Below are 21,627 nucleotides of genomic sequence, written 5' to 3' on the forward strand. Positions count from 1 at the left end.
GGTCCGGTCTCAAGCTGCCTGTTTTGCGGTGACGAACGCCGCAAGGCTCGCCACGTTGCTGAAATGATTGCGGGTGTCCTTGGCGTCGGCGTCGATTTTGATGCCGTACTTTTTCTGGATGGCCAGGCCGAGTTCCAGGGCGTCTACCGAATCCAGGCCCAGGCCTTCGCCGAACAGCGTCTGGTCATCGCCGATGTCTTGTGCGCTGATGTCTTCAAGGCCCAGGGCGTCGATGATCAGTTCTTTGATTTCACGGTGTAGATCGCTCATCTTCGGCGAGCTCCTTAATAAAGTAAGAGTGCAAATAATCGTTGAGCTTGCGCGAAGCCTGAGGTGCAGGGCCACATGAAGCAAAGGCTTGTGGGTCTATATCGGCCCCGACACGGAAACTGAAGTGCACGCGACGTTTCGGGATGCGATACCAGGGTTCGGCCTTGGTCAATGTGGTCGGACTGACCTTAATAATCACCGGGGTCAGGATTCTCGCACCGCGCAGGGCGATTGCCGCGCCCCCCGATGAAAGGCTGGCGGTTCGCCCGGCTGGGTGCGCGTGCCTTCGGGAAAGATGATCAGCGTCTGACCGCTTTTCAGTGCGTCAGCCGCGGCGTCGAGCATGTCCATGCTGCCGTCGTTGCTGATGTAGTCGGTACGGCGTAGCGGGCCGCGGGTGAACGGGTTCTCCCAGAGGCTGTTTTTGACCACGCAGTTGGCGTGACGCACCAGGCCGATCAGAAATACCACGTCGATCAGCGACGGGTGATTGGCCATGATCATCTGGCCCGGGCGACCGAGTTTTTCCGCGCCCTGGATGTCGTAAGTCAGTACCCCGGTACGGGCCATGAACCGGACGAAAAACCAAAAGCAGCGACTGACGGTTTGCCGTGCCCGTAACCGATGGGTCTGCGCATCGCCGGGCAGGCAGCCCAGCAACGGGAACACCACCAGCCGCAGGCACAGCCCGCCCAACCCGAACAGGGTGAAGCTTGCGGCAGTGGCCAGCAGACGCCAGTAATAGGCGTCGCGGTTTTTTTCGCTTACAGGTTGCGTTGCCAGGTCCATACACGATTTTTCCAGGCATGTTGGCAGGTAGTCTGCTGGCCGAGCAGGGTACGCAAGAGATTCAGGGCATGGGGCCAGTGGGCGTTGGACAACGTATCTGAAGTGCTGTTCAGGGACAGCTGCCAGTCGGTACCCGGTGTCAGCAACAGGCCAACTGCATAGGGGAACGGCACGTCGTCGATCCAGGCCGAGTAGGCTTCGGGCGGTATTTCTTCAGTGACGATCAGCAGCACGGCAGGCGCGCCTTCGGAAAGTAGCGCCGCGGCCTCTAGCATGCCGTTTTCAAGGCCGTCACCCTCGGCGGCAAGGGCGGTCATCTCGCTGGTTTCACCGCGCATGATCGACCACAGGCCAATGACCGCGTTGTGCACCGACAAGCTGAATTGAGTTGGCGACAAGGGTTGCCCGGCTGCCAGATCACTCAGGATCTCGAAGGTACGGGGTGTTTCGCCATGACGGGAAATAAAGACCAGCGGTAGGTCTTGGCGACCATCGGCCAGGGGCCAGCCGACGCTGAACGCCATCCGCGCCAGGCGACTGAGCCGTCGGCGCTGCATGGCGGGCAGAAAAGACACGTCGGGGGCGGCATCGCTGCTCTGAAGCACGACCGGTTGTCGGCTCCAGACCTGCCAATCGTCCACGCTTTCGAGCCCAGGGGCCCACGCGCGCCATTGGGCGATGTTGAAATTGATCACAGCCATTCATCCCGCCCTGCGGGCTTTCTTGACACGGCGAATCGCAAAAAAAAGCGAACGGCCATACGTGGCGCTTAGCGCCGAGTGGCGCGCATTATCCCGTTGCGACGGGCGTGTAGCAAATGATGGTTACATTTTGCTCAGTGAAACGTACTGGTTGGTCCGTGAAAAAGCTGTCGTTTGGCCATTATCCACATCGGGGTGATCATGTCTGTCAGCTCTGTCGGTAATCAGTGGCGGGGTTGGCGGCTTTTTTATTAAGAGATTGCCGCTGACTGTGTAGTCCCCATGCCAGCGAGGTAGCTAAGCAGTGTCGTGGCCTACTACACTCGGTCATTCTTTGATACACGGAGGTTTTTGACATGCGGCGCGTGGTGTTCAATCAGAAAGGTGGCGTGGGCAAATCCAGCATTGCCTGCAATCTGGCGGCGGTCAGTGCCAGCGAGGGTTATCGCACCCTGTTGGTGGATCTCGATGCCCAGGCCAACTCCACTCAGTACCTGACAGGCCTTACCGGTGATGACATCCCGATGGGCATCGCCGACTTCTTCAAGCAGACCCTGTCCTCTGGACCGTTCTCGAAGAAAAACAAGGTCGACATCTACGAAACGCCGTTCGAAAACCTCCATGTCATTACCGCGACCGCCGAGTTGGCTGACCTGCAGCCCAAACTTGAGGCCAAACACAAGATCAACAAGCTGCGCAAACTGCTTGAGGAACTGGGGGAAGATTACGACCGCATCTACCTTGACACCCCGCCTGCGCTGAACTTCTATGCGGTATCGGCATTGATTGCCGCTGACCGGGTGCTGATCCCCTTCGATTGCGACAGCTTCTCGCGCCAGGCGCTGTACGGTCTGCTGGCGGAAATCGAAGAGTTGAAGGACGACCACAACGAAGGCCTGGAGGTTGAAGGCATCGTGGTCAATCAGTTCCAGGCCCGTGCCAGCCTGCCGCAGCAAATTCTCGACGAGCTGATCGCCGAAGGATTGCCGGTGCTGCCGGTGTACCTGACCAGCTCGGTGCGCATGCGCGAATCCCACCAGGCCAATACGCCGCTGATCCACCTCGACCCACGGCACAAGTTGACGCAGCAATTCGTCGAGCTGCACAACCTGCTCGAAAATGCCTGACAGTCCCCTGTAGGAGCGAGGCTTGCCCGCGAAGACGATCTGGCAGTCAACTGTAGTTTTGAATGTTATGCCCTCTTCGCGGGCAAGCCTCGCTCCTACAGTTGCGGGGTGATGACGAAATCTCGTTCAGATCCCTTGGCTACGCAACCAGCTCATCAACTGCGGTAACGGAAACGCCCCGCTCTGACGCGCCACTTCCCGGCCGTTCTTGAACAGAATCAGACTCGGAATCGAGCGAATCCCCAACTGCGCCGACAATTGCTGATTCGCCTCGCTGTCCAGCTTGGCCAGCCGACACTTACCCGCCAATTGCCCTGCCGCCTGCTCGAACACCGGCGCAAACGACTTGCACGGCCCACACCACTGCGCCCACACGTCCACCAGCAGCGGCAGATCACCCTTGATCTGACTGGCGTAATCGCCTTGCTTCAATTCGAACGGCTTGCTCAGCAGGACCTGGGCCTTGCAGCGGCCGCACTTTGGATGGTCGTTGAGGCGTTCGGCGGGGATGCGGTTGAGGCCGTTGCAGTGGGGGCAGGGGATGAGGAGTGGGTCGGTCATGGTCGGAGCTCTGAATGTTTGGGCTGTCTAAAACTGATTTGGAGTCGCACGCTACGTTTATCAAGACAACACAACCGGGCAGGCACGGTGATGCTCACATATTCGGGAGAAACAAACGGTGTCGCGGTTTGTAATCAGGTACGTAGTTTTGATATTGAGCAGCGTGCGCGCGACGGCTCAGCCAGGTTCATTGAGCGACTTGATGACGTTACGATGGCAGACATCGTTGCTCGCGTCGTCAGCGCCATTGATCCCTGGACTGACCACCCTCACGACGAACAACTGATCTCCAAATGCTTCCCCCACTCTGGCGGCCGCTCGGCGTAGCTTTCCATCCCCGCTTGCTCGTCGAATGGATTGCTCAACACCGCATGCAGTCGCCGAACCTCTGAATAGTCGCCGCTCTCTGCCGCATCGATGGCTTTCTGCGCCAGATAGTTGCGCAGGATGTACAGCGGATTGACGGCATGCATCCGCTTGCGCCGCTGCTCCTGATCTATCTCGCCTTCGCGGGCAACCCGGGCGACATACAGCTCGGCCCAGGCATCGAAGCCTTTGATGTCGACGAAGTCATCGCGCAAGCGGGCGACGGCCAGTTCCGGTGATTCATCCCCCAGGCGACGGAAGAACAAGGTGTAATCGACGCCGCTGTTCTGCATCAGTTGCAGCAGGTGTTCCAGCAGTTTCTGGTCATCATCTTCAGCGGTGGTGAGGCCGAGGCGGCGGCGCATCAGGTCCAGGTAGTGGGCCTGGTACAGCGGCAGGTACAGGCCAAGGGTTTCGCGCAGGGCGTCGACGCTGATGAACGGCGTCAGTGCCTGGGCGAGGGCGCTGAGGTTCCACTGGCCGATCGGCACCTGGTTGCTGAAGGAATACCGGCCCTGATCATCCGAGTGATTGCAGATGAAATGGGCGTCGAAGTCGTCGAGAAAGGCGAACGGTCCGAAGTCGAAGGTGATGCCAAGGATCGACATGTTGTCGGTGTTCATCACGCCGTGGCAGAAGCCATACGCCTGCCATTTGGCGATCAGCTCGGCATTGCGCTCGACGATTTCGCGGAACATCGCCAGATACGGTTCCGGTTGTTCCAGGCACTCGGGGAAATGCATGGCCAATACGTGCTCGCCGAGTTCTTTCTGCTTCTCGGGGCGTTTGGTGTAGTAGAAATATTCGAAATGCCCGAAGCGCACATGGCTCGGCGCCAGGCGCAGGACCATGGCCGCGCGTTCCTGCTTCTCGCGCCACACCGGGGTGTCGGAGCCGATCACGCACAGGGCGCGGGTGGTCGGGATGTTCAGGGCATTCAGTGCTTCGGAGGCGAGAAACTCGCGGATCGACGAGCGCAGTACCGCGCGTCCATCGCCCATGCGCGAAAAGGGTGTCTGACCGGCGCCCTTGAGGTGCAGGTCCCAGTGTTCGCCGGCCTCGTTGTAGACCTCGCCCAGCAACAAACCGCGACCGTCGCCCAGCTGCGGGTTGTAGGAACCGAACTGATGCCCGGAATAAACCATCGCCCGAGGCACCGCGTCGGCCCAGAGCTTGTGGCCGCTGAACAGTTCGGCGAACTCCCGGGTGTCGGCCACGGCCGGGTCGAGGTCGAGCAACGCCATGGCTGCTGGGCTGGCCACCACCAGGCGCGGGTTGTCGATGGGCTCGGGCAGCACATGGGCGGAAAACGTATCGCCCAGGCGGGCGAAGCGATTATCGAAGGTCAGTTCGTCGAGAGGTTTCAACGGCCATCTCCAGCAGAATGTCCGAGCATTCTGCTAGGGATAGGGCCGTTAGTCGAGTTTGGTGGGCGGCGGCTCTTGCGGCGCCTTGCTATCCACCAGCGGCGCGATGGTTTTGGACTCGGGATCGATCGGCACCATTTTGTATTCCTGGCCTTGAAGGTTCTTGAGGTAAACCTCCATCTGCCGGAACGAGATGTTGATGTGCTGCTTCTTGAACTCGCGATTGATGAAGCGGTTGACCTCGTCCAGCACCGGGTTGCGGTCACCGAGGTCACGCACGTGCATGCGCAACTCGTGGTCGAGGGTGCTTTCACCGAAGTTCAGGAAGTACACGTGGGGTTCCGGGTCTTTCAGGACGCGTGGGTTATCGCGCGCGGCTTTGAGCAGCAGCTCTTTCACCAGGTCCAGGTCTGAACCGTAATCGACGCCGAGCTTGAGGGTCACCCGGGTAATGGTGTCGGTCAGGGACCAGTTGATCAGTTGCCCGGTGATGAACGTCTTGTTCGGGACAATGATGTCCTTGCGGTCGAAGTCGGTGATGGTTGTGGCGCGGATACGGATCTTGCTGACCGTGCCCGACAGGTTGCCGATGGTGATGGTGTCGCCGATCCGCACCGGGCGTTCGAACAGAATCATGATGCCGGAGATGAAGTTGGCGAAGATCTCCTGCATGCCAAAGCCGAGGCCGACCGACAACGCCGCCACCAGCCATTGCAACTTGTCCCAGCTCACGCCGAGGGTGGACAGGGTCGAGACGAAACCGATGCCGGCGATCGCATAGGACAGCAACGTGGTCGTGGCATAGGCGCTGCCCTGCGCCAGGTTCAACTTCGACAGCACCAGCACTTCCAGCAGCCCCGGCAAGTTGCGCGCCAGAGCGAATGTGATGCCGATGATGATCAGCGCGCCGAGCATGTCGCCGATGCTGATCGGCACCATGCTCATATTGGCGCCGGTGCCGCTGGTGTATTCGTAGAGGGTGACGTTGTCCAGGTACGAAAACACCGAAATCAGATCGGACCAGACCCAATACAGCGCCGCGATGAATCCGCCCAGCAGTGCCAGGCGAATCAGGCGCAGGGACTGTTCGTTGACCTTCTCGATGTCCAGCGTCGGCTCTTCGATCACCGCTTCGCCGTCGCCGGCCTCTTTCGCCGCCTGGCGTTTGGCCAGGGCGCGTTGGTAGGCCAGGCGTCGTGCCGCCACGCTGAGGCCACGAACGAACGTGGCTTCGATCACCAGCCAGAACATCAGCAGGTAAAGGGTGTTGATCAACCGGTCGCTGAGCTTCAGCGCGGTGTAGTAGTAGCCGAAGCACACCGCCACGAACAATGCCACGGGCAGGATGGTAAACAGGACCCCGACTGCTTTGCGGAACAGCGAAGCGTTCTGGTGCGTCGGGCTGCTGACCAGCAGGCGGCTGAGCAGCCAGGCCATCAAGGCGTAGCAGGTCAGCACCACGGGCATGCCGAGCACGTCATCCGCCAGCGTCGAGGGCTGCAGTTCGGCAACCGCCACCACGGCAACCAATGCCATCACCACCAACCCGAGTCGGCGGACCCAGCCCTGAAGGAATTCGACCTGGGGTTTTTCCCAGCGGAAATGTAGTTCAGCCACGCCGCCCGGCGCGAGAATCCGGTAAGCGGTGTAGAACACCAGCCAGGCCTGGGCCATTTGCAGCAGCGCCGCGCCCATGTTGGCGTTCTGCCCGCGGGCGTCGATCTGCAGGGCCAGGCCGCACAAGGCCAGGCCCAGCGAGACCGGCATCGCCAGCAGAATATTGATCAAGATGGCCTGCGGCGTGTGCCATTGGCTGTCACGCTTGAAGTGGCCGATGTCCTGGTGAACTTTGCTCAGTCGGGCGTACAGGCTTTTACGCCGCCACAGCAGGGCGCCGATCAGCAACACCAGGGGCAGGAACAACAACGGCCGCTGGATCAGGCCATCGCTCAATTCGCTCAGGCTGGAAGCCCACGGCAGCGTGGTGACCTGCCGTTGCAAACGCTCCGGTACGCCGTGCATCCATTCCAGATCCAGCGGCTTGTTGCTGGGGATCCAGAACATCTGCTCATCGAGCGTCGCCCGCAGGCTTTGCGTGGTACTGAGCAGTTGCTTCTGGTTGAGTTGCAGGGTGATGGATTGGTTGAGCACCGCGCTCAGTTCGCGGTTGAGGCGCTCCAGCAGGTCTGCGCGGGTGGTGGCCAGCTCCAGCAGGCTCTTGCGCAGTTGCGGGGTGACTTGCTCCGGCGGTTGGGTCGCCAACAGATTGTCGACGTAGGTTGCCGGGTTGTTGAGCAGCTCCCGTTGCTGGCTGACTTCGAATTGAAACAGGCGAATGTCGGCGATCTGGTCAGCGAGGTCGCGGTCGAGTTTGAGGCGCGGCAGGGCCGCCTTCTGTTTGTAGAGAATCTTGGAGAGCAGCAGGCTGCCCTTGAGTACGCTGATCTGCTCGTCCAGGGCCGAATCGCTTTGGGTCACGCTGTCCAGTTGCTGTTTGGTTTGCAGGTTTTGCTGGGTGATTGCGTTGAGGCGGTCGGTGTTTTTGAGCAGGTAGTCAGAGAGTTTCAGGTTCGCCGCGCTTTCGGTGGCCAGCAAGCTGCTGCTGCCGGATTTCTGCGCTTCTATGGATTGTTGGGTGACGGCCTCTTGGGAGTGGGCCAGGCGCTTCTGATTGATCAGGGTCTGCAACTCCTGGATTTCCTGATCCAGGCGATCGGTTTTTTCCGTGAGCAAATCATGCTGGCTGTTGCCCAGGTCCTGCAACTGGCTGTTACCGGCCAGCTCCTCGCGGCGCAGCGGGATCAAGGCATTCAGTGCCGCAAGCTCGGCGTTGAGCTGGTCACGCTGTTCGCCGCTCAAGGCTTTGCCGTTGTCTTTGCCGGCCTTGAGAATGTTGTTGATCTGCTGGATGCGCGTCTGGCTGGTGGAAATTTCAGCCTGGGCGCGCTCGGGTCGTGTCTGGGCGGTAATCACCAGACTGTTGGCGTCGGCCAGTGCTTTCTGCAGATCGCTTTGCTGGGTCGAGCGCTCGGTGAGCACTTGCTCGAGCTGCTGGACCGACTGGTTGGCGTAGCGCTGCGCAACTGGCTGTGCCTTGCTGGCTTTCAGCCGCGCCAATTCCCGCTGGTTCTCGATGTTCTGCTTGGGAGCGGTGGCCAGTTGCTGCTTCAGATCGATCAATTTCTGATCGTAATCGCGCTTGTTATTGAGCTGAGTCAGCGTGTTTTGCAGGATGCCCTGCAACGCTTTTTGATCCGCTTCCGGCAGTTTGCGATCGGCGATCTTGTCCAGACTCGCCTGCACGGCTTCGCTGGTCGGCGGTCCAGCCGCTTGCAACGTACCGACAGAAAGACTCAAGCCCAACAGGGCCATGATGAAAAAAGTGCGCAGGGTTGGCATAGAGACCGATCGAAAACGAGACGAAGGTTGGAGTTTAGAGGAACAAGCCCGGGCCGGGGCGACTTCCTTCGGGGAATCTGACGCCCACTTTGCCGATCTTGTTCCCTTCCATGACCGCAACGGTCCAGATGGTGTTGTTCCACTCCACCTGGTCACCGACGACGGGAGCACCGCCGACTTTCTGGGCAATGAATCGACCCAGGGACATGTCTGGATCGATGCCTTCGACTTTCAACCCGTACAGTGCCGCAACCGCGGCCAGCTGGGCGTCTCCTTCGAGCACGAAGTCGCCGAAGAAGCGCAAATCGAGGCCGCGCTGCGGTGCCTGACTGAAGAGCTTTCCGAGGGCTGGAAGATTGTGCTCGTGGCCGATCACACACAGCAAATCATCGACTTCGAGCACCGTACTACCCGACGGATGGAGCAGTTGCTGACCACGAAACAGAGCGGCGATACGCGTGCCGTCGGGCATTTTCAGCTCGCGAAGGGGCGAACCGATGCACCATTTCTCGGCGCCGAGGCGATAAACGAACAACTCCCACTCGCTGGTAACGTGCACTTCCAGCGCTGCGCGCGAGATCGGTGCCGGCTCCGGCGGAACGGTCACTTTCAAAAGTTTCGCCACCCACGGCAGGCTCGTGCCCTGCACCAGCAGCGACACCAGCACGATAAAGAAGGCAAGGTTGAAGTAGAGCTGGGCATCCGGCAGGCCGGCCATCAGCGGGAACACCGCCAGAATGATCGGGACCGCGCCGCGTAGGCCGACCCAGGAAATAAACGCCTTCTCGCGGCCATGGAACGCCTTGAACGGCAGCAGGCCGACCAGCACCGACAGCGGCCGTGCAAACAGAATCATCCACAGCGCCAGACCCAGCGCGGGCAGGGCGATCGGCAACAGGTCATGCGGCGTCACCAGCAGCCCCAGCACCAGGAACATGCCGATCTGTGCCAACCAGGCCATGCCGTCGAGCATGTGGAGAATGCCGTGACGGCTGCGCACCGGACGATTGCCGATCACCAGGCCGCAGAGGTAAACCGCCAGGAAGCCACTGCCATGCAAGGCGTTGGTCAGGGCGAAGACGGCCAGGCCGCCGGCAATCACCAGAATCGGGTAGAGGCCGTTGGCGAGGTTGATCCGGTTGACCAATTGCAGCATGACCCAGCCACCGCCGAGGCCGATCACGGCCCCGATGCCGAATTCACGCACGAAATGCCCGAGCAGGCTCCAATGCAGGCCCGTCTGGCCGCTGGCGAGCATGTCGATCAGGGTGACGGTGAGAAACACCGCCATCGGGTCGTTGCTGCCGGATTCGATTTCGAGGCTGGCAGTCACCCGTTCGTTCAGGCCTTTACCGCCCAGCAGCGAGAACACTGCCGCGGCGTCGGTCGAGCCGACGATGGCACCGATCAGCAAACCCTGGATCATGTTCAGGTTGAACAGCCAGGCGGCGGCCATGCCGGTCAGCGCGGTGGTGATCAACACCCCGACCGTGGCCAGCGACAACGCCGGCCACAACGCCACGCGAAAGCTGGATACGCGTGTGCGCAAGCCACCATCGAGCAGGATCACCGCGAGGGCGAGGTTGCCGACCAGATAAGCCGTGGGGTAGTTATCAAAGATAATGCCGCCGCCGTCGACGCCGGCGGCCATGCCCACGGCGAGGATGATCACCAGAATCGGGATGCCGAGGCGCGAGGAAAGTGAACTCACCAGAATGCTCGCACCTACCAGCAACGCGCCGATCAAGAACAGGCTGTTGATGGTCGTCGCATTCAAAGGCAGTACTCCAGAAAGCTGAAAGGCGGGCAAAAACTGACCATGCAGTCTGCGTGCCAGCGATTCTAACCTGTTGAAATGTGATGCTGTCAAAAAGCTTTTGCAGCAGCGACAACGTCACCCGGATTGAGCATGATCCCTGTGGCGAGGGAGCTTGCTCCCGTTGGATCGCGCAGCGACCCCGAAGAGGCGGCGCGGTGAAACAGATTCAACGCGCAGGCTGATTGGCGACTGCTTCGCAGCCGAACGGGAGCAAACTCCCTCGCCACAGAAAAGGTGTCGGCGGTTAGAGGCTAAACCGCCCAACCATGTTGTTCAGGTCCAGCGCCAATCGCGACAACTCATTGCTCGCCGCACTCGTCTGATTCGCCCCGGTCGCCGATTGCACCGACAAATCACGGATATTCACCAGATTGCGATCCACTTCACGGGCGACCTGCGCCTGTTCTTCGGCCGCGCTGGCAATTACCAGGTTGCGCTCGTTGATCTCGACAATGGCACTGTTGATCGTATCCAGCGAAAGACCTGCACCGCGGGCGATGTTCAAGGTCGATTCAGCACGTTCGGTGCTGTTGCGCATCGAGTTCACCGCATGTTCGGTGCCGCTCTGAATGCTGCCGATCATGCGTTCGATCTCGCTGGTCGACTGCTGAGTGCGATGCGCCAGTGCACGCACCTCATCCGCCACCACTGCGAAGCCACGTCCAGCTTCACCGGCACGCGCGGCTTCAATCGCTGCGTTCAACGCCAGCAGGTTGGTCTGGTCAGCCAGTCCACGGATCACGTCCAGCACCTTGCCGATGTCACGGGACTCGTTGGCCAGATCACCAATCAAGGTCGCGGTGCTCTGCACATCGGCGCTCATGCGTTCGATGGCGCTGACGGTTTCCTGCACCAGGTCTCGGCCGTCACCGGCCGAGGTGGTGGCGTTCTTCGAGGCTTCGGACGTGCTCACAGCGTTGCGCGCGACTTCTTCCACGGCGCTGGTCATTTCATTGACAGCGGTGGCGGCCTGTTCGATTTCGTTGTTCTGCTGGGTCAGGCCACGGGCGCTTTCGTCGGTGACGCTGTTCAGCTCTTCAGCGGCGGACGCCAGTTGCGTGGCCGAGCCGGAAATCCGCTGCAGGGTGTCACGCAGCTTCTCCTGCATCTTCGACATGGCCAGCAGCAAGCGGCCGGCTTCGTCATCGCCATCGACATGAATCGGGCGAGTCAGGTTGCCTTCGGCGATTTCTTCGGCCGCGCTCAAGGCGTTGGCAATCGGTTTGGTGATGCTGTTGGTCAGGAGCCAGGCGAACAGCAGGGTAAGGCCGCTGGCAATAACCAATAAGGTGATCACCAGGTTGAGCGACGTTGAATACTGTTCGCCGGCCCGGGTGTCGGTGACTTCGATCTGTTGCGTATTGATTTCGAGCAACTTGGCCAGTGCCGCGTTGACGGCCTCGGAGTTGGAGAGCAATTCGCTATTGAGCATTGTGCGCAGTTCATCGACCTGATTGTTGCGCGAGAGGGTCTTCATGCGGTCTTCAAGTTGGCGGTATTGCGCCAGCAACTGCACGTACTGATCGTAGGCGGCACGCTCTTGCGGGCCCTCGATCAGCGGTTCGTAGACTTTCTGCGCGTCACGAATCTGCTGATTACGCAGATCGAACAGCTCGAAGGTTTTCTGCTGCACGTCTGGTTCGCGGTTCACCAGCAAGCGGTAGGACAGCACCCGCAGGCGCAGGGTCAGTTGAGTGAATTCGTCCAGGCTTTTGATGCTCGGCACGCTCATGGAGGCAATGTCTTCGCCGGCGCCGCGAATCTTGCTCATCTGGTTCAAGGCAAACACCCCCAGAACCAGCATCAAACCGCCAATCAGGGCGAAACCGAGGAACGCCCGCGGTGCGATATTCATATTACGAAGGGACATGGTGTTTACCAAAGTGAGCGCACCCGTGCGGCGCTGAAGCTGACGTATGGGTGACTTATCGGTCATACGACTAAAGTCTTGAGGGCCTGCGCGTTTTTGTCGCACAACCGCTCCGGCGACGAAGTGCAGGAACCAGATTCGCCAATCACAGTCTTTAAAGCTCGCGAGGAAGGTCGCCCGCCAGGAAAATCAAGGCCTTGCGTCCCAATAACCCTGGCATCGGTGGTGACTTTTCTTTATCGTACGCGCCCTTTGAAATGCTTGGAAAATCAAAATGTTGGAAGCATCCCTTAGTCAATTGGAACAGCTGGTCAGCGACCTGGTGCAACAGAACCAAACCCTGCTCGCCACCAACCAGACCCTGAGCACAGAACTGGCCCAGGCCAAGGATGAAAACGAAAGCCTGCAACTGAACCTGATGGAACAGGAAGAGAAACAAGGGGCCACCGCAGCCCGCATCCAGGCCCTGGTTGAGCGCGTCAGCGCCGGCCCGGTCAGCGCATGAATCACGGCGCCGCAGGGGTAAAAGTCGTCTCGATCCTGGGGGAGGACTATTCGATCAAGGCGCCGGCCGGGGAAGAGCAAACCCTGCTGGACGCCGCGATGATGTTGAAAGCTGCCTTGGCCGACACCAAAAGGAAGTACCCGACACTGATCGGTGACCGACTGCTGGTATTGGCTGCGATGAATCTGTGTTCCCAGCAGATCGAAATGCAAAAGCAGCACAAGCAGGAACTCGACCGTTACCAAGAGCAAGTCAGCGCCACGGTTGAAGTGATCTCCAAGACGATCAATCAGGCCTGATCGGCTTTGCGCACAACCAAAGAATAGATTGTCGTTTTAGTTGTATACAATCGGCACGGCTGTTGCAGTGTTTCAGCCTCTTATTCTTTGGGGGTGCTCCATGCAGTTCTGGCGACGCAGTATTCAATGGCAGTTGATCCTCAGTATGGGCACCGCCCTGCTGGTCAGCATCCTGATCGTGGTTGGCATTTATACCCTCGTGGTCAACCGCCTTGCCCAGAGCTATCTGGTCGAACAGGCACTGCCGTCCAGCATCGAAGCGATGCGCAACGACATCGAACGAATCCTCGTCCAACCCCTCACCGCCGCCAAGGACATCGCCAGCAACAGCATGGTGCGCGACTGGTTGGCCGGGGGTGAAAACAGTGCCCAGACCGCCGCGTTCGTCCAGTATCTGGAAGGCATCCGGGCCGAACACAAAGCCTTTACCGCGCTGATCGTCGGCACGGCTTCAAACCATTACTTCACTGAAAAAGGCCTGGACCGGACCCTCAGCCGTACCAACCCCAAGGACGCCTGGTTCTACGCGTTCCTCGACAGTAACCAGCCACGCACCCTCAATATCGACAATGACACCGCGACCGGAGAATTGGCGCTGTTCATCGACCTCAAGGTCGAGCAGGCCGGTAAAGTCGTGGGCGTTGCCGGGCTTGGGTTGAGCATGAAAGAGCTGTCGGAGCTGATTCACAATTTCAACTTCGGTGAGCGCGGCAAGGTCTATCTCGTGCGTTCCGACGGTTTGATCCAGGTTCACCCTGAGGCGCAGTTCAGCGGCAAGCGCACGCTGGCCGAGCAAATCGGCGCGCCCGCCGCACAATCGGTCATGGGTCAAAAAGTTGCCACCAACAGCAGCTTTGTCCGCGATGGCGAAGATTATCTGGCGTTGAGCCTGCCGTTGCGGGATCTGGGCTGGACCCTGGTGGCCGAAGTGCCACAGTCGCAGATCTACGCCGAAGCGCGTCGCGCCATGTGGATGAGCAGCGGCATTGGTCTGGCGGTGGCGCTGGTGTGTCTGTTGCTGGTGGTATTACTGGCCCGTGGCCTGGTGCGGCCGATCCGTCAGGTAACAGCGGCGCTGGTAGCCATTGGTAGCGGTGGTGGAGATTTGACCCACCGGTTAGATTCCAGCCGCGCCGATGAACTGGGTGACCTGGCGCGAGGCTTTAATCGATTCCTCGACAGTCAGCGCGAGATGATCGGTGAAGTGCTGACCACCAGCGAGCGTTTGCGCACGGCGGTCAGCCAAGTGGCGAAGGTCGTGGACAACACCGCCGAGCGCTCCGGTCGTCAGCAGGAAATGACCGATATGGTCGCCACCGCTGTTCATGAGATGGGCCTGACCGTGCAGGAAATCGCCCAGAACGCGGGTAACGCCGCGGTCGCTTCACAGAACGCTCGCGATGAAGCGATGCAGGCGCGGGAAGTGGTCGGTGGGTCGATCCGGCATATAGAAAGCATGTCCGACGAAATCGGCATCGCCGCCAGTGCCGTCGGCGAATTGGCTGATCAGGTCGCATCCATCGATCAGGTGCTGGCAGTGATTCGCGGGATCTCCGAGCAAACCAATTTACTGGCACTGAACGCGGCCATCGAAGCCGCGCGGGCCGGAGACATGGGCCGTGGATTTGCGGTCGTGGCGGATGAAGTGCGCACGTTGGCGCGGCGCACGCAGTCGTCGACCGATGAGATCCAGCAGATGATCGGCAGCCTCAAGCAGGGCGCGGAGAATGCCGTTTCATCCATGCACTCCGGGAAGGCAGCAACAGGCACCGGCGTGGAATCGAGCCAGCGCACTGGCGCGTCGTTGACGGCGATTACCGGTCAGGTCGAGCGCATCAGCGACATGAACCATCAAGTGGCGACGGCCACGGAGGAGCAATCGGCGGTGACGGAGGAGATCAACCGCAATGTGCAGGGCATTTCCGATTTGGCCCGGGCGACGGCGGGGGAAGTCAGGGCTTGTCGCGAAGACTGTCAGACATTGCAGCGGTTGGCGGATGATCTGGCGCGGCAGATGGGTGGGTTCAAGCTGAGCTGATAAATATGTTGTTTGTGCTGACGTCATCGCGAGCAGGCTCGCTCCCACATTGGATCTGTGAACACTTGACCCTGTGGGAGCGAGCCTGCTCGCGATTGGATTTCAGCAGCAGCAAAAAATTCTGATCAGAACCACTCATCCTGCATCGTCAGGCAAACATCATCCCGAGCCTCAAGAATCGCCAGCTCATGGTGGCAACCCGGCACTTCCCAGGTCAGGAAATACCGCGCCGCCTGCAGCTTGCCTTTATAGAAGCTCACATCCGCCGCATTCCCCTTCGCCAACCCTTCCTCGGCGCGAATCGCCTGTTCCAGCCAGCGCCAGCCGATCACCGTGTGCCCGAACACTTTCAGGTACAGCGCCGAGTTCGCCAGACTGCTGTTGACCTTGCCTTGGCCCAGATCCATCAGCAAGCCGATGGTCACCGTTTGCAGGCGCGCGACCAGCTTCTCCAGCGGTTCACGCAGCGCAGTCAATGACTCATGTGCCTGCGAGCGTTCGGCAGTGTTGGCAATCAAGCGGATCAGCTGCTTGAGCCCCGCCCCTCCGTTCTGCGCCAGTTTGCGTCCCAGCAAATCCAGCGACTGAATACCGTGCGTGCCTTCGTGGATCGGGTTCAAACGGTTGTCGCGGTAATACTGCTCCACCGGGTATTCGCGGGTGTAGCCGTGGCCGCCGAGAATCTGGATCGCCAGTTCGTTGGCCTTCAGGCAAAACTCCGAGGGCCAGGATTTGACGATGGGTGTCAGCAAATCCAGCAGTTCGTGCGCCTGTTTGCGCTGGTCTTCGGCCTCCAGCGTCGTGGTGTCATCGAACAGTCGCGCCGCATACAACCCAAGGTCGAACGAGCCTTCGACATAGGCTTTCTGCGTCAGCAGCATGCGCTTGACGTCGGCGTGCTGAATGATCGCCACTGGCGCGGTATTCGGATCCTTGCTGTCCGGCACGCGACCTTGCGGACGTTCGCGGGCGTACTCCAGGGAATACAGATACCCGGCATAACCGAGCATCACCGCGCCCATGCCGACGCCGATCCGCGCCTCGTTCATCATCTGGAACATGTAGCTCAGACCGTGGTGCGCCTTGCCCACCAGATAGCCGACGCACTCACCGTTATCGCCGAAGTTCAGCGCGGTGGAGGTGGTGCCGCGCCAGCCCATCTTGTGAAACAGGCCTGCCAGCAAGACGTCGTTGCGCTTGCCGAGGCTGCCGTCATCGTTGACCAGGAACTTGGGCACGATAAACAACGAAATCCCTTTCACCCCGGCCGGTGCATCCGGCAGTTTCGCCAGGACCATGTGCACGATGTTCTCCGAGAGCGGGTGATCGCCACCGGAGATGAAAATCTTGTTGCCCTTGAGTCGATAGGTGCCGTCAGACGCAGGCTCGGCGCGTGTACGAATATCCGACAGCGAAGAACCGGCGTGCGGTTCGGTCAGGGCCATGGTGCCGAAGAAGCGACCGTCAATCATCGGTTGCAGGAAACGCTGCTTCTGCTCATCGGTGCCGAAGCTTTCAATCAGGTTCGCCGCGCCCATGGTCAGGAACGGGTACGAGGTCGATGCCGCGTTGGCCGATTGGAAATGCGCGAAGCAGGCCTGGGACAGCAGCGTAGGCAGTTGCATGCCGCCGGCGTCGAAGCTGCGCGCCGCGTTGAGGAAACCGGCTTCGAGAAACGCATCCACCGCCGGTTTTACTTCCGGAATCAGAATCGCCTGACCGTTCTCGTAGCGCGGCTCGTTCTCGTCGTTCTTGCGGTTGTGTGGCGCGAAGAACTTCTCGGCGATGTTTCGGGCCGTGCCGATGGCGGCATCGAAGGTTTCGCGGTTGTGCTCGGCAAAACGCTCACGCTGGGTCAGGCCCTCGGCATCGAGGACTTCGTACAGCTCGAAAGCCAGATTGCGGGAACTGAGCAGCGTCTCGGACATGGCGGCCTACCTTTTTTTGGAATGGACCGAGTCTAGGCGTGAGAATAAAAGCTGAACAGGATGATTGATGAGCGTGATGGTGGAGCCGCGCAGCAACTTAGCAGACACCCCAAAACAACTGTAGGAGTGAGCCTGCTCGCGATAGCGGTGTGTCATCCAATAAATAGGTCGGATGACAGAGCGCTATCGCGAGCAGACTCACTCCTACAGGGTTTTGCATACCGGGCAGCCATTGCGGTTGCCCGGTTTTGTTGCGGTTTAGCCGATGGTCATCAAGCTGGCGTTACCACCCGCCGCAGCGGTGTTGACGCTCAACGCCCGCTCAATCACCAGACGCTCCAGCGCAATGCTGGTCTCGCCCTGCGACAGACCATGAACCCCGACAATCGCCCCGGCACGCTTGGCCACTTGCTGGCACACCGCACGCAGCTGGTCGGAATGGCCATGATGCAGAACCGCATCAAACACCACTTCGTCCTTGCTCCAGTCGGAAACAAGCTTGATTCGCGCCTGAACTTCCTTCGGCAGACGTGCGAACACCGCCTTGGTCAATTCAGCTTCCGGCCACACCGCCGAACCGCCGACAGCCAATACCGCCGCCAGCTGCGTCAGCAGATCGCCTTCGACTTCCGCCAGGCACAGCACGTGTTCACGCGGCAGGATGGCGTAGCTGTTGCGCTCGCCAGTCGGGCCAGCGAGGACACGGGTGATGCCGCTTTGCGACTGCGCCGCGAACTGCACACACAGCGTGCTCAGGTCTGCAAACGTGTTGCTGTCGGCCCACGCCTTCAGGGCGGTCAGTGGTTTGCTCATGGCATCACGCAAACGGACATCCGGTGCTGCGATGGCGTCGCCGCGAGCGAAGGATTGTTCGATGGCATCGGTAGGACGCGTCGACAGCAAACGGTACAGGTACAGCGGACCACCGGCCTTCGGGCCGGTGCCCGACAAGCCTTCGCCACCGAACGGCTGTACGCCAACCACAGCACCCACGATGTTGCGGTTTACGTAGACGTTACCGGCGTTGACGTTGTCGATCACCTTGGCGATGGTCTCGTCGATCCGGGTGTGCACACCCAAGGTCAGGCCATAACCCGAAGCGTTGATTTGACCGATCAGTTGATCGATGTCTTTGCGCTTGTAGCGAACAACGTGCAGCACCGGACCGAAGATCTCCCGTTGCAGTTCGTCGAAGCTTTCCAGTTCGATCAGGGTCGGCATCACGAAGGTGCCGCGTTTGACTTCTTCGCTGTTGGCGATGGCCACCTGATACACGTTGCGACCTTTGTCGCGCATGGCCTGGATGTGCTTCTCGATGCCGGCCTTGGCTTCGGCGTCGATCACCGGGCCGATGTCCACGGACAGGCGCTCAGGGTTGCCCAGACGGCATTCAGCCATGGCGCCCTTGAGCATTTCGATCACACGGTCAGCGGAATCTTCCTGCAGGCACAGCACGCGCAGGGCCGAGCAACGTTGGCCGGCGCTGTCGAAAGCTGACGACACCACATCGATCACCACCTGTTCGGTCAGTGCCGAAGAGTCGACGATCATCGCGTTCTGGCCACCGGTTTCGGCGATCAGCGGAATCGGACGACCCTGTGCATCCAGGCGACCGGCGACATTGCGTTGCAGCAAACGAGCGACTTCGGTGGAGCCGGTGAACATCACGCCTTTGACCCGATCGTCGCCGACCAGACGGGCGCCGACGGTTTCGCCACGGCCCGGCAGCAGTTGCAGCACACCTTCCGGAATCCCGGCTTCGAGCAGCAAACGCACGGCTTGAGCCGCTACCAGCGGGGTTTGTTCCGCAGGCTTGGCCAATACCGGGTTGCCTGCGGCCAGTGCAGCAGCTACCTGGCCACTGAAGATTGCCAGCGGGAAGTTCCACGGGCTGATGCAGACCACCGGACCCAATGGGCGGTGGGCGTCGTTGGTGAAATCGTTACGCGCCTGCACCGCGTAATAACGCAGGAAGTCGACGGCTTCACGCACTTCGGCGATGGCGTTGGCGAAGGTCTTGCCGGCTTCGCGAGCCAGCAGGCCCATCAGCGGCTGGATCTCGCCTTCCATCAAATCGGCGGCGCGTTCCAGAATCGCAGCGCGTTCGGCGGGCGGAGTGGCCTGCCAGATCGGTGCAGCGTTCAGGGCGCACTGGATCGCGTTGTCGACGTCTTCGACGGTTGCTTCCTGTACGTGGCCGACGACGTCACGCAGATCCGACGGGTTCAGCACCGGAGCCGGGGTTTCAGTGCTGGACGCGCAACCTAGCATCGGCGCGGCTTTCCAGTGATTGTGAGCGGTGGCCAGCAAAGCACAGGACAGCGAAGCCAGACGATGTTCGTTGGCCATGTCGATGCCGCTGGAGTTGGCGCGCTCGGCACCATAAAGATCACGCGGCAGCGGGATACGCGGGTGCGGCAGGCCGAAGCCGCCTTCCAGCGTCGCCATCTGCTCGATGCTGGCCACTGGATCGGCCACCAGCTCCTGAATCGAAATGGATTGGTCGGCGATGCGGTTGACGAACGAAGTGTTCGCGCCGTTTTCCAGCAGACGACGCACCAGATACGCCAACAGCGTTTCGTGAGTACCGACCGGGGCGTACACGCGGCACGGACGATTCAACTTGCCTTCGGAGACTTTGCCTACAACCTGTTCGTACAGCGGTTCACCCATGCCGTGCAGGCACTGGAACTCGTACTGACCCGGGTAATAGTTCTGACCGGCAATATGGTAAATAGCCGACAGGGTGTGGGCGTTGTGCGTGGCGAACTGCGGGTAGATGACTTCCGGCACCGACAGCAGCTTGCGTGCGCAAGCGATGTAGGAAACGTCGGTGTACACCTTGCGGGTGTAGACCGGATAGCCTTCCAGGCCCTCGACCTGGGCGCGCTTGATTTCGCTGTCCCAGTACGCGCCTTTTACCAGGCGGATCATCAGGCGATGACGGCTGCGACGAGCCAGGTCGATCACGTAGTCGATCACATACGGGCAACGCTTCTGATAAGCCTGGATCACGAAACCGATGCCGTTCCAGCCGGTCAGTTGTGGCTCGAAGCACAGGCGCTCCAGCAGATCCAGCGACAGTTCGAGGCGGTCGGCTTCTTCGGCGTCGATGTTCAGGCCGATGTCGTATTGCTTGGCCAGCAGGGTCAGCGACAGCAGGCGCGGGTACAACTCGTCCATCACGCGCTCGTACTGCGCACGGCTGTAACGCGGGTGCAGTGCCGAGAGCTTGATGGAAATGCCGGGACCTTCATAAATCCCACGACCGTGGGAGGCTTTGCCGATCGAGTGGATGGCTTGTTCGTACGAGGCCAGGTATTTCTGGGCATCATGCTCGGTGAGTGCGGCTTCACCCAGCATGTCGTAGGAATAGCGGAAACCCTTGGCTTCGAACTTGCTCGCATTGGCCAGGGCTTCGGCGATGGTTTCGCCGGTGACGAACTGCTCGCCCATCAGGCGCATGGCCATGTCGACGCCCTTGCGGATCATCGGCTCGCCGCTCTTGCCGATGATGCGGCTCAAGGAGGAAGTCAGGCCCGCTTCATTGTGGGTGGCGACCAGTTTGCCGGTCAGCAACAAGCCCCAGGTCGCGGCGTTGACGAACAGCGACGGGCTGTTGCCCAAGTGCGGGTGCCAGTTGCCGGTGCTGATCTTGTCGCGGATCAGCGCGTCACGGGTGCCTTTGTCCGGGATGCGCAGCAGCGCTTCGGCGAGGCACATCAGCGCGACGCCTTCCTGGGACGACAGGGAAAATTCCTGCAACAGACCCTGAACAATTCCGGCACGGCCGCCGGCGCTCTTCTGATTGCGCAGTTTTTCGGCGATCGAGGAGGCGAGCTTGTTAGTGGCTTCGGCCATCGCCGCCGGCAGACGCGCCTGCTCGATCAGCATCGGCACCACTTCAGGTTCCGGGCGACGGTAAGCGGCAGTGATCGAGGCGCGCAGCACCGATTGCGGCAGGATGCTTTCAGCAAATTCGAGGAAGCACTGGTGGGCGTGATCCAGAGGCGCATCGACGGCTTCGTCGGAATCCTTGGTCAAACCGCTCAGCTCGGTCAGGGTTGCACCACCCTCGAGTTTTTCCAGGTAATTGAAAATTGCCTGCTTGATCAGCCAGTGCGGCGTGCGATCAATCGAGGTCGCGGCCGCCTTGAGGCGCTCGCGGGTCGGGTCGTCAAGTTTGACCCCAAGGGTGGTGGTAGCCATATTTTTATCCTCATGTTTGCCACGACCGCGTGGCATCAGCTGGCCGCAAGATTAGCTGGGCAACCTTTGAGGTGCAACCGGGTGCAACCCTTTTTTTGTCGGAATAATAGGCAGCTCGTCAGGAAATAAATTCCGGAACGAACGTACCGCGCTGACTTGGTGCTTTTCATTCTAGTAAACCGTCAGGACTGCCCTAAAAGGGAGCAAAAACAGGGGTTTTTCAGGTAAATCCGACTAGGTGCAACTTATTCTCGAAAAATGGGTTGCACCTTATTTGCTTTGTTGAATAGCATTCGCGGCCAAGGTGCAACCGGTCATAAAAGACTGGTGTACCGGCTGATGGCTTTCCTGGGGAAACATCAGTCATAAATGCGCGGGA

General features: G+C 60.1%; 13 protein-coding genes and 3 pseudogenes. 5 read left to right on the forward strand and 11 right to left on the reverse strand.

The window, feature by feature from the left end:
* Positions 1-9: 9 nt before the first annotated feature.
* The 3 genes and pseudogenes from HP062_RS23015 to HP062_RS23025 all read right to left on the reverse strand — a co-directional run bounded on the left by HP062_RS23015 (position 10) and on the right by HP062_RS23025 (position 1,760).
* Positions 10-270, reverse strand: a complete 261-nt coding sequence (locus HP062_RS23015) for a phosphopantetheine-binding protein (protein ID WP_008149626.1) — start codon at positions 268-270, stop codon at positions 10-12.
* Positions 251-1,059, reverse strand: a pseudogene (locus tag HP062_RS23020) (lysophospholipid acyltransferase family protein). Before HP062_RS23020 ends, HP062_RS23015 begins: the two are co-directional and overlap by 20 nt.
* The gene (locus tag HP062_RS23025) at positions 1,035-1,760 is read right to left on the reverse strand and encodes a beta-ketoacyl synthase chain length factor (protein WP_172792071.1); all 726 of its coding nucleotides are present in this window, start codon (positions 1,758-1,760) and stop codon (positions 1,035-1,037) included. Before HP062_RS23025 ends, HP062_RS23020 begins: the two are co-directional and overlap by 25 nt.
* Before the next feature lie 356 nt (positions 1,761-2,116).
* Between HP062_RS23025 and HP062_RS23030 the strand changes: the two genes are divergently transcribed.
* Positions 2,117-2,887, forward strand: coding sequence for a ParA family protein (locus HP062_RS23030; RefSeq protein WP_010464357.1), 771 nt, complete (start codon positions 2,117-2,119; stop codon positions 2,885-2,887).
* A 126-nt stretch (positions 2,888-3,013) separates the two neighbouring features.
* Here the strand turns inward: HP062_RS23030 and trxC are convergent, their stop codons facing one another.
* The 6 genes and pseudogenes from trxC to HP062_RS31570 form a co-directional block, all read right to left on the reverse strand.
* Positions 3,014-3,448 (reverse strand): thioredoxin TrxC, encoded by a 435-nt coding sequence (trxC, locus tag HP062_RS23035; protein ID WP_010464355.1) that lies wholly within the window; start codon positions 3,446-3,448, stop codon positions 3,014-3,016.
* 269 nt (positions 3,449-3,717) lie between these two features.
* Positions 3,718-5,181 carry a protein adenylyltransferase SelO gene (selO, locus tag HP062_RS23040; protein ID WP_154911978.1) on the reverse strand — a complete coding sequence of 488 codons (1,464 nt, stop codon included), beginning with the start codon at positions 5,179-5,181 and terminating at the stop codon, positions 3,718-3,720.
* Positions 5,182-5,229: 48 nt separating this feature from the next.
* On the reverse strand, positions 5,230-8,580 hold the full coding sequence (gene mscK / locus HP062_RS23045; RefSeq protein ID WP_010464350.1) for a mechanosensitive channel MscK: 3,351 nt from the start codon (positions 8,578-8,580) through the stop codon (positions 5,230-5,232).
* A 34-nt stretch (positions 8,581-8,614) separates the two neighbouring features.
* Positions 8,615-10,357, reverse strand: coding sequence for a potassium/proton antiporter (locus HP062_RS23050; protein ID WP_010464348.1), 1,743 nt, complete (start codon positions 10,355-10,357; stop codon positions 8,615-8,617).
* Between the two features lie 286 nt (positions 10,358-10,643).
* Positions 10,644-11,516 carry a methyl-accepting chemotaxis protein gene (locus HP062_RS31565; protein WP_370654431.1) on the reverse strand — a complete coding sequence of 291 codons (873 nt, stop codon included), beginning with the start codon at positions 11,514-11,516 and terminating at the stop codon, positions 10,644-10,646.
* Between the two features lie 30 nt (positions 11,517-11,546).
* A pseudogene (locus tag HP062_RS31570) lies at positions 11,547-12,335 on the reverse strand (MCP four helix bundle domain-containing protein); the annotation flags it as partial.
* A 208-nt stretch (positions 12,336-12,543) separates the two neighbouring features.
* On the opposite strand from HP062_RS31570, the gene HP062_RS23060 reads away from it, so the two are divergent.
* From HP062_RS23060 to HP062_RS31580, 4 genes and pseudogenes are all read left to right on the forward strand, one after another.
* Positions 12,544-12,774 (forward strand): hypothetical protein, encoded by a 231-nt coding sequence (locus HP062_RS23060; RefSeq protein ID WP_010464345.1) that lies wholly within the window; start codon positions 12,544-12,546, stop codon positions 12,772-12,774.
* Positions 12,771-13,073 carry a cell division protein ZapA gene (locus HP062_RS23065; protein ID WP_010464343.1) on the forward strand — a complete coding sequence of 101 codons (303 nt, stop codon included), beginning with the start codon at positions 12,771-12,773 and terminating at the stop codon, positions 13,071-13,073. The genes HP062_RS23060 and HP062_RS23065 overlap by 4 nt, the downstream gene beginning before the upstream one ends.
* A 262-nt stretch (positions 13,074-13,335) precedes the next feature.
* A pseudogene (locus tag HP062_RS31575) lies at positions 13,336-14,199 on the forward strand (cache domain-containing protein); the annotation flags it as partial.
* A 204-nt stretch (positions 14,200-14,403) separates the two neighbouring features.
* The gene (locus tag HP062_RS31580; RefSeq protein ID WP_372242828.1) at positions 14,404-15,111 is read left to right on the forward strand and encodes a methyl-accepting chemotaxis protein; all 708 of its coding nucleotides are present in this window, start codon (positions 14,404-14,406) and stop codon (positions 15,109-15,111) included.
* 125 nt (positions 15,112-15,236) lie between these two features.
* On the opposite strand, the gene HP062_RS23075 is transcribed toward HP062_RS31580, so the two are convergent.
* Together HP062_RS23075 and putA are read right to left on the reverse strand one after the other, a co-directional pair.
* On the reverse strand, positions 15,237-17,039 hold the full coding sequence (locus HP062_RS23075; protein WP_172792073.1) for an acyl-CoA dehydrogenase: 1,803 nt from the start codon (positions 17,037-17,039) through the stop codon (positions 15,237-15,239).
* Between the two features lie 258 nt (positions 17,040-17,297).
* A complete protein-coding gene (putA, locus tag HP062_RS23080; RefSeq protein ID WP_172792074.1) occupies positions 17,298-21,248 on the reverse strand; it encodes a trifunctional transcriptional regulator/proline dehydrogenase/L-glutamate gamma-semialdehyde dehydrogenase in 3,951 nt (1,316 codons plus the stop codon).
* Positions 21,249-21,627 lie beyond the last annotated feature (379 nt).

Source organism: Pseudomonas sp. B14-6, from assembly GCF_013260315.1.
GTDB lineage: Bacteria > Pseudomonadota > Gammaproteobacteria > Pseudomonadales > Pseudomonadaceae > Aquipseudomonas > Aquipseudomonas mandelii.

Excerpts from the sequence above, each read along its gene's own strand:
- putA (WP_172792074.1), bottom strand. The coding sequence starts at position 21,248 with ATGGCTACCACCACCCTTGGGGTCAAACTTGACGACCCGACCCGCGAG.
- HP062_RS23030 (WP_010464357.1), top strand. The coding sequence starts at position 2,117 with ATGCGGCGCGTGGTGTTCAATCAGAAAGGTGGCGTGGGCAAATCCAGC.
- HP062_RS31580 (WP_372242828.1), top strand. The coding sequence starts at position 14,404 with ATGGGCCTGACCGTGCAGGAAATCGCCCAGAACGCGGGTAACGCCGCG.
- HP062_RS23075 (WP_172792073.1), bottom strand. The coding sequence starts at position 17,039 with ATGTCCGAGACGCTGCTCAGTTCCCGCAATCTGGCTTTCGAGCTGTAC.
- HP062_RS23025 (WP_172792071.1), bottom strand. The coding sequence starts at position 1,760 with ATGGCTGTGATCAATTTCAACATCGCCCAATGGCGCGCGTGGGCCCCT.
- mscK (WP_010464350.1), bottom strand. The coding sequence starts at position 8,580 with ATGCCAACCCTGCGCACTTTTTTCATCATGGCCCTGTTGGGCTTGAGT.
- HP062_RS23015 (WP_008149626.1), bottom strand. The coding sequence starts at position 270 with ATGAGCGATCTACACCGTGAAATCAAAGAACTGATCATCGACGCCCTG.
- trxC (WP_010464355.1), bottom strand. The coding sequence starts at position 3,448 with ATGACCGACCCACTCCTCATCCCCTGCCCCCACTGCAACGGCCTCAAC.
- HP062_RS31565 (WP_370654431.1), bottom strand. The coding sequence starts at position 11,516 with ATGTCGAAGATGCAGGAGAAGCTGCGTGACACCCTGCAGCGGATTTCC.
- HP062_RS23060 (WP_010464345.1), top strand. The coding sequence starts at position 12,544 with ATGTTGGAAGCATCCCTTAGTCAATTGGAACAGCTGGTCAGCGACCTG.
- HP062_RS23065 (WP_010464343.1), top strand. The coding sequence starts at position 12,771 with ATGAATCACGGCGCCGCAGGGGTAAAAGTCGTCTCGATCCTGGGGGAG.